Origin of the sequence: Methyloglobulus sp. (genome assembly GCF_046714055.1) — a bacterium.
Classification (GTDB): domain Bacteria; phylum Pseudomonadota; class Gammaproteobacteria; order Methylococcales; family Methylomonadaceae; genus Methyloglobulus.
Genome location: NZ_JBKKBJ010000091.1, coordinates 1 through 8,048, shown reverse-complemented (window position 1 = coordinate 8,048; position 8,048 = coordinate 1). Strand labels below are relative to the sequence as shown.

The following is an 8,048-nucleotide window of genomic DNA, read 5'->3' as shown; positions in this document are numbered from 1 at the left end:
TTATGTGCAGTCTTCACCCGACAAAGGCCTTAATTATTCTGATCCCATCGTTGTAAATTTAATCCCTGAGGCGGTCGCTGCCCAAAACGAAAGCCGCCCCAAAATAAAGGTGGATGCAAAGGGCAGTATTTACCTTACATGGGCAATATCGCTCGACAAAAAACGCAGCAGTTATGTGCGTTTCAGCCAATCAACAGATGGCGGAAAGCATTTTTCTGCGCCTATGACGGTCAACGATAATATTGATGTTATCAGGCACCGTTTTGATAGCTTATCAATAGGCCAAAATGGCGAAATCCTGGTGGCTTGGATGGATGCCCGCCATACCGAAGCGGCCAAGAAGTCCGGGCAAAAATTTAATGGCTTGTCGCTGTATTATGCCTGGTCTAAGGATGGCGGCAAAACTTTCTACCCCAACCAAAAAATCGCCGACCATACCTGCGAATGTTGCCGCTTGGATACCGCCGTTAACCAGGGCAATTTACCGGTTATTGTCTGGCGGCATATTTTTGATGGGGAAATTCGCGATCACGCCGTCGTGACCTTTCAGGATTGGAATTCGCCAGGGGCTATCCGTCACATGGGCGATGAAAAGTGGGCTGTCGATGTTTGCCCGCATCATGGCCCTGGCCTTTCAATAGCTAAATCAAATGCCTACCACGCCGTATGGTTCAGCAATTCAAGCACGAAACAAGGGCTGTTCTACGCCTATTCAACCGATGCGGGGAAGAGTTTTTCCAATCCCATCAACTTTGGCAATGCAGGGGCCAGCCACCCTCACGTTTTAGTCTTAGGCCAACGGGTGGGTATCGTTTGGCAAGAATATGACGGCAAGCAAAATACCGTGCAATTCATGCAATCCAATGACGGCGGCAAGACGTGGGCAAAACCGGCAATGGCGGCGCAATCAGGGACGATGCTCGACGAACCCTTTTTGGTAAGTGACGAGCAGCACATGTACCTTTCCTGGCACGCTCCCCAACAAGGCTATCAATTGACGCGCATTGAGGGTGTGCCGCTTTAACGAGTTTGTTAGGTAGGCATTCGAACCCTAATTTTAGAGATGAAATGTAGCGCAACCTTATTTTCCCGAAGCGCTTTAGTGCAAACAACATAAAAATAAAACGAGGATCAATCATGATAATAGTTACTAAGCATAGTGGCGCCGCCACCAGAAGGCCTGCGTTAAAAACCCTAATGAGCGCGGTTCTTATGGCCTTAACAAGCACCGCCGCAATCGCTGAATCCCTACCAGACCAACCCTATAGGGTGAATAAAGCCGCTGGAAAACAAGCTGAGACCGTTGTTGGCAAAGAACAAACATCGCAAGGGCAAACTACTCCGGCTACTGCCAAGCGGTCTGCACAATCAGCCAATGAAGAACAAGGCAAAGCCGAAAAAGCGACCACCGAGGAAGTGAATGAAGATAACAGTGCCGTAATCATGGATGAGATGGTCGTCACCGAAAAAGCCCCGCGTGATTCCCATTACACCTCGCCTTCTACCCGCGTTACCCGTTCCCATATCGAGCGTCAAAATGCCCAAACCACGGAAGAAGTCCTTAAATATCAGCCTAGCCTACAAATTCGTCAACGCTACATTGGCGACCCGAATGGCGTGCTAGGCATCCGGGGTGCCGATATGTTCTCTACCGCGCGCAACATGGTTTTTGCCGACGGCCTACCCTTACATAACCAATTACAAGCCTCATTTAACGGCGCGCCGCGCTGGTCTATGGTCGGCCCTAATGAAATTGATTCAGTGGATGTTGTCTACGGCCCTTTTTCTGCGGAGTACAGCGGCAATTCTATTGGTGGCGTAGTCAATATGAAAACCCACATGCCCATGAAAGAAGAATATTACATGGAAGGCAGCTTTTTTGTGCAGCCCTGGAAGTTTATAGGCGACGATAGCGGCACCTTTCAAGGCCATCGCGAATTTTTTTCTTTTGGCAACCGCTTTGACGATTTAACAGTCTTTTTGTCTTATAACCGCCTGGATGCGGAAAGCCAACCGCAGAGCTATTTTATTGACAATACCGGATTGGGAACACCTAAGCGAACAGATACCCCTGTCACTGGCGCTGTGCCGGTGTTTGATACGCGAGGTACGCCCAGCTTGATTTACGGTGATACTGGGCCTGAAAGGGTGCGGTCTGATTTGGTCAAACTGAAACTGGGTTATGCTATTACGCCGGATTTAGAGGCGATTTTTACCGGCGCTTTTGAAGAACGTACGCGCAGAACTGAGTTTCAAAGGAATTATCTGACTGACGCGAAAGGCGCACCCTTTTACGGGGATGATAGAAACAGTGATGATGCAGTTTTTGCGGGCTCAGCCTTTAATGTTGTAAACAGTGGCTTTGGCCCAAGCGATGACCATCGCCAAACCCTGCAACTCGGTTTGCAGTTTAAAGGCGCTATCACCGACACTTGGAATATTGATAGCACCATTAGCTATCTGGATGTGTTTACCGATAACCGTAGCAGCGCTTTTTTCAGCCCGAATGATCCGCTCAATAAAAATACTGGGCAATTGCAAGTGTTCAATGAATTTAATTGGGTAAATTATGACCTCAAGCTTGGCACCAAAGAATTGTTTGGCTGGGAACAGTTAGAATTTTTAGGGGGTTATCATTTCGATAATTACACTCTGGGATTTCAGCAATTTGATCTCACGGATTACGCCAACCAAGTTGGAAAAGAAAATGTAGGTCGTCGCAACGCAGGCGAAACGATGACCAACGCTTTATTTGGGCAGTTTGCTTACCATTTTCTGCCCGACTGGGATTTGACCTTGGGTGCCCGTTATGAATGGTGGAGCGGTGAAAATGGTATCGCCAGTGGTAGGCCGCTACCTGACCGAGATGACGAGGCCATTTCCCCGAAAGCCTCGATCGGCTTCGAGCCAGACAATTGGAAGTTCCGTTACTCGTTTGGCCGGGCTTACCGTTTCCCGGTAATTGCCGAACTGTATCAAAATTTACAATCCCCAACCTCTATCACTACAGCGAACGCATTGCTGAATGCAGAGGATGGCTGGCACCATAACTTTATGGTTGAGTATGGCTTGCCCGATGGGTATGTCCGGGTCAACGTTTTTAGGGATGATGTCCGCAACCTTATCCAGTCGGTTCGCCGTGCATCCGGTGTGCTTACAGAGTCGGCTTTCCAAAATATTCCTGAAACCAGCACCACAGGCGTTGAATTGATCTACGACCAGCAAAGGGTCTTAGGCTCTGATTTCGACCTAAGTTTCAATGCTACTTGGATGGATGCCATTGTGGAAGATGGAGGCCCAGATATCGTCTTTACAGAAGCTGACGGGAGGAGAACAGTGTTCAACCTGACTGGCAAGCAACGCATCCGGTTACCTGAATGGCGGTTCAACGTGTTCACGACTTATCACATCAACCAAGCATGGGATGTGTCAATGGCAGGGCGTTATACCAATGATTCGTTCAATGACATAGATAACGGGGATACGGTGAATGGGGTATTCGGATCTCAGGATGGCTATTTTTTCCTGGATTTCAAAACGAATTACCGCTTCCAAAACAATATATTTGGCAAAGATACCAAAAGCCGGGTTTCTTTCGGCATTAACAACTTAACCGATGAAACCGCTTTCGTGTTCCACCCTTATCCACAACGGACATTCTTTATAGAAGGTGCCCTGAGTTTCTAAGCGCGGCATAGGTAGCGTTTAGCCAAACAGCTAGCTTTGGCGAGTATTTGCACGGGGTTCTTAACGGCTAGGATCGCCATAGGGGCAAAGGATTTTATAGGTTTGTATACTGGTGATAAAACTGAATTTATGACGACCGAAAAACACGAGGTCTTACTTAAGCCGATCACTAAAAAGGTGGATGACGTTTATGGCGTATTGCATAAATCGGGCAGGAGAGCGGTGAGCGTTGAGGGGATGGATGCCGCCATCAGGCAAAAAATACGGGATAGCTTTCAATGATGGCCTTGGACACTCATGTATTGGTACGCTTTCTGGTAAAGGACGATGACCATCAGGCACAATCGGTTTTCCGGCTTTATAAGCAACCGGAAGAAAAGCAAGAGGCGTTGTTTGTGCCGCTATTGGTGGTGCTGGAAACCATTTAGGTTTTGCAGTGTCCACATACGACATGGCGGATTGCCTAGGCACACGATGCAAAACTAGGTCTTGCCGATCGATTGCACATTCTGCAAAGGCTTCCAATTGCCAACGTGTTTTCACTTTCGACCGCAGCGAGAATTGTGGGCAGGCTTTAACCGCCCACCAATAACGGCGGACAAACAATAAGACGTTTGCCGGCCCTATCCATTTTTACAGGCATCATTATGAAATCGCTTATTCTTTTTCTATTTATGGCAATTTTTACTGTTCACGGCTATGCAAAAGACATGGCTGTTAAGCAGGCTGAAATCGCCAAAAAACCGCATAAACACGGCCATCAGACAGAAAAAATCGGCATCTGCGCCAATCCGGCAACGCCCCCAACCAGCCAATGTTCTGAAACGGTAACTGCTGCTTTTGGTTCCAAGGGTGAACTATGGATAGCCTGGGTGAACAATGAACACCTTTATGTGCAATCTTCCCTAGATAAAGGCGTAACGTTTACGGCGCCTGTCAAGGTGAATGCCGTTGCCGAGCCGATAAAGGCCAAGGGGGAGGTCCGTCCGAAAATAAAGCTGGATGCGCAAGGCACTATTTATTTGACCTGGGTGCGGTCACTGGATAAAAAATTCAGCGCTTACGTGCGTTTTAGCCGTTCAAACGACGGCGGCAAACATTTTTCCGAGCCAGTTACGGTCAACGATAATCTGGCTATCATCGGGCATAATTTTGATAGCCTAGCTATCGGCAAAAATGGAGAAATTTTTATTGCCTGGCTGGATGCGCGTGATGCCGAAGCAGCAAAAAAAGCAGGTCAGGAGTTTAAAGGACTGGCTCTTTATTACACATGGTCTGACAATGGCGGCCAGCATTTTTATCCCAACAAAAGCATCGCCGCGCATACCTGTGAATGTTGCCGGATTGATACGGCAATAGACCGGGACAACACGCCGGTTATTGCCTGGCGGCATATTTTTGCAGGCGGCATACGTGATCACGCCATTGTCAAATTTAAGGATTGGAATAACCCAGGTGTCATGCAGCATTTAGGTAGGGATAATTGGGAAATCGAAGGATGCCCCCACCATGGCCCCGGTCTTTCTATTGCGGATAACGGAACTTATCACGCCGTATGGTTTAGCAATTCCAGTACTCGACAGGGCCTGTTTTATGCAAGTTCGAAAAATTCAGGGCAAAGTTTTTCCAGCCCGATTAATTTTGGTAATGCAGGCGCAAGCCATCCGCATGTATTGGCATTGGGTCAGCAGGTGGCTGTAGTTTGGCAAGAATTTGATGGCAAAAACAATGGTATTCAGGTCATAAAGTCAGCGGATGCCGGTACTAGCTGGACGAAACCGGAAGCGCTTGTACAAATTGCAGATATGCTCGATGAGCCGTTTCTGGTCAGTGATGGGCAGAAAATTTATCTTTCCTGGCATGGGCAACAACACGATTATCAATTAAAGCCTATTGGTCAAACAACCGCTTTGCATGTGGGCTGGGGCACCAATTGAGGTGTCTATAGAGTCGTGATGGGTTTCGCTTTCGCTTATGATGCCCACGCTCTGAGTACCCACAGGGCATAGAAATCACTGCCATTAAGTTAAGGGAGTCGCGTCATCTCGGCAGGGATTGCCGAGATCTAGAGGCCATGGATGGCAAGCCATGAACACATCCCTGTGTCCTGGATTCCGGCGACCTCCAAGGATGGAGGGAGTGCAGAATAGGATACGGAATCCTCTCTGCCAATCCCTGCCAGAATGACGGCTTAACTTAATGGCAGTAATTGCCCCGGTCAGTGATTGCCGGAATAGCGTACGAACCCTAAATAAATTTTAAGCAATCATCATGACATCCATTACAACCCTGCTTGAAGCGAGAAACCTTGTCGTCAACTATAAAAATCATCGCGTGATCGATGGTCTTGATTTATCCGTGCCTGCGGGCTGTGTCTATGCGCTGTTAGGCGGCAACGGCGCCGGAAAAACCACGACTATCAGCACGTTTCTGGGCTTCAATAAACCGACTGGCGGCAATGTGTACATTGAAGACGAATCTCCCGGCGAAAATCCGGCAGGGGTACGCGCCAAATTGGCTTATTTGCCGGAAAACGTCGCGCTCTACGACTATATGAGCGGCCTTGAAAACCTGACTTTTTTCTGCGCCCTGGCCGGCACTCGGATACCGCGCGAGCAGGCCCATGACCAGCTTTTGCGCACGGGCCTGCAAGCCGATGCGCATAACCGGCGGGTGTCCACCTACTCCAAGGGCATGCGGCAAAAGGTTGGCCTGGCCATCGCCTCGGCGAAACAGGCGAAAGCCATGCTGCTGGATGAACCGACCTCCGGCCTTGATCCCGGTGCCGCCAATGATTTTGCGCAACGGATACGCGTAGCGGCCGGTTCAGGGCTGGCGGTGTTAATGGCCACGCACGACCTGTTCAATGCCAAGCAGGTCGCTGACCGGATCGGCATCATGAAAGCGGGTCGTCTCGTCGAAGAGTTCGATGCCCATACTGTGGCGCATGATGAACTGGAACACAAATATTTGGCCCATGCGCGGGGATTGCAGTGATCGTTTCGATTGTACATAAAGAGATGCTTTCGGTGCTGAGGGATGGTCGGCTGTTGCTGTTGGCCTGTTCGGTGTTTTTGGTGTTGACGGGGTTTTTTCTGGCTTCCGCCGATGAGTATCGGCAGGCGCAGCAAGAAAAACAGAGTGTAGGCAAGACGGCCAAGGAGCAGTGGGATAGCCAGGGCGTCAAGAATCCCCATTCGGCGGCACATTTCGGCATCTATGTCTTCAAGCCGGATTCGGCGTTGGCAGCGGTTGATCCCGGCTTGCGGCAATATACCGGGCAAGCCCTCTGGCTGGAGCCGCATAAGCGCAACCGGGCGCGTTTTAGTCCGGCGGCCGATCAAGGTTTGGCGAGCCGTTTCGGACAGGTAACGGCCGGCTTTGTGTTGTATGCGTTGCTGCCGCTGTTGATCATCGGCATGGCTTTCAATGCGGTGACCCGGGAGCGCGAGCAGGGCACGTTGCGTATGCTGCATAGCCTGGGGGTATCGGGCACGAAGCTGTTGCTGGGCAAGTTTGCCGGTTTGTTATTGGTGTTTGTGGTGGTATTGATGCCCGCCATGCTGGCCGCGATGATCATTTTGTATCAACATTTTGCTCTCGCCAACGACGATATGCTCAGGCTGTTTGCCTTGAGTAGCACGTTCCTGGTTTATTACGCCATATTCGCCGCCCTGGCAATGGCCGTTTCCGCCTGGCTTAAATGCAGCCGCACCGCCCTGTTTATCTTGCTGGCATTTTGGTTGGGGAGTGTTTTGGTTGCGCCGCGATTGGGCGCGGCGGCAGCGGAAATCATGGCACCCATGCCCAGTGCTGCAACATTCTGGAGCGCCATCAAAAAAGACATTCGGCAAGGCTTGGCAAACGATGGCAACCATGACGTGCGCGAGGCATCATTCAAGGCACAAATCCTAAAACAGTACGGAGTAGCCAGCGTTGAAGAATTGCCAGTGGGCTTTGTGGCGCTCGCTGCGAGACAGGAGTCGAGTAGTCCCCAGAAGCGATAGGGCTGGGCGTTTTCACGAAGCGTTTTTTTGTGTAGTGAAAATGCAAAGCATTCCGACATCGCGTCGAGTCATTGCGTAACCAATGTTTGATACCCCTTGTTGGGTATCAAACGAGGGAAGCAGGACGGCTGGGGCAGCCGCAGGCATTGGCGGTCGCGTTAAGTTTTTGCCGCTTGCTTGGGCTGGGATGCCCAAAACAAGCTTTCGCAAAAATAGCGACTCCCTTCACTTACGGGCTGGTGCAGGAGGATCGGGAGCGGGGGGTGTGGAGTTTGGTTTGTGCGCAAATGACGCGCCCTTGGCTATTGGTATTTGCTGCGCTGATGGTGCGTCTGGCGGCCGTATTGATCCCTG

7 protein-coding genes and 1 pseudogene are annotated in these 8,048 nt (G+C 50.1%); all 8 read left to right on the top strand.

Going from position 1 to position 8,048, the window contains the following annotated elements; genetic code table 11:
* The coding region (locus ACLQ6D_RS05665) for a sialidase family protein (RefSeq protein WP_411726313.1) at positions 1–1,024 on the top strand (1,024 nt) is incomplete at its 5' end.
* A 113-nt stretch (positions 1,025–1,137) separates the two neighbouring features.
* Positions 1,138–3,687, top strand: coding sequence for a TonB-dependent receptor (locus tag ACLQ6D_RS05660; RefSeq protein WP_411726312.1), 2,550 nt, complete (start codon positions 1,138–1,140; stop codon positions 3,685–3,687).
* Between the two features lie 129 nt (positions 3,688–3,816).
* Positions 3,817–3,969 carry a hypothetical protein gene (locus tag ACLQ6D_RS05655; RefSeq protein WP_411726311.1) on the top strand — a complete coding sequence of 51 codons (153 nt, stop codon included), beginning with the start codon at positions 3,817–3,819 and terminating at the stop codon, positions 3,967–3,969.
* Positions 3,966–4,115: a hypothetical protein gene (locus tag ACLQ6D_RS05650; RefSeq protein ID WP_411726310.1), complete on the top strand. Its 150-nt coding sequence runs from the start codon at positions 3,966–3,968 to the stop codon at positions 4,113–4,115. Before ACLQ6D_RS05655 ends, ACLQ6D_RS05650 begins: the two co-directional genes overlap by 4 nt.
* Before the next feature lie 219 nt (positions 4,116–4,334).
* Positions 4,335–5,624, top strand: coding sequence for a sialidase family protein (locus ACLQ6D_RS05645; RefSeq protein ID WP_411726309.1), 1,290 nt, complete (start codon positions 4,335–4,337; stop codon positions 5,622–5,624).
* A gap of 334 nt (positions 5,625–5,958) precedes the next feature.
* Positions 5,959–6,684, top strand: a complete 726-nt coding sequence (locus ACLQ6D_RS05640; RefSeq protein WP_411726308.1) for an ABC transporter ATP-binding protein — start codon at positions 5,959–5,961, stop codon at positions 6,682–6,684.
* Positions 6,681–7,694, top strand: coding sequence for an ABC transporter permease (locus tag ACLQ6D_RS05635; RefSeq protein WP_411726307.1), 1,014 nt, complete (start codon positions 6,681–6,683; stop codon positions 7,692–7,694). Before ACLQ6D_RS05640 ends, ACLQ6D_RS05635 begins: the two co-directional genes overlap by 4 nt.
* A gap of 86 nt (positions 7,695–7,780) precedes the next feature.
* Positions 7,781–8,048 (top strand): annotated as a pseudogene (locus tag ACLQ6D_RS05630) (hypothetical protein); the annotation flags it as partial.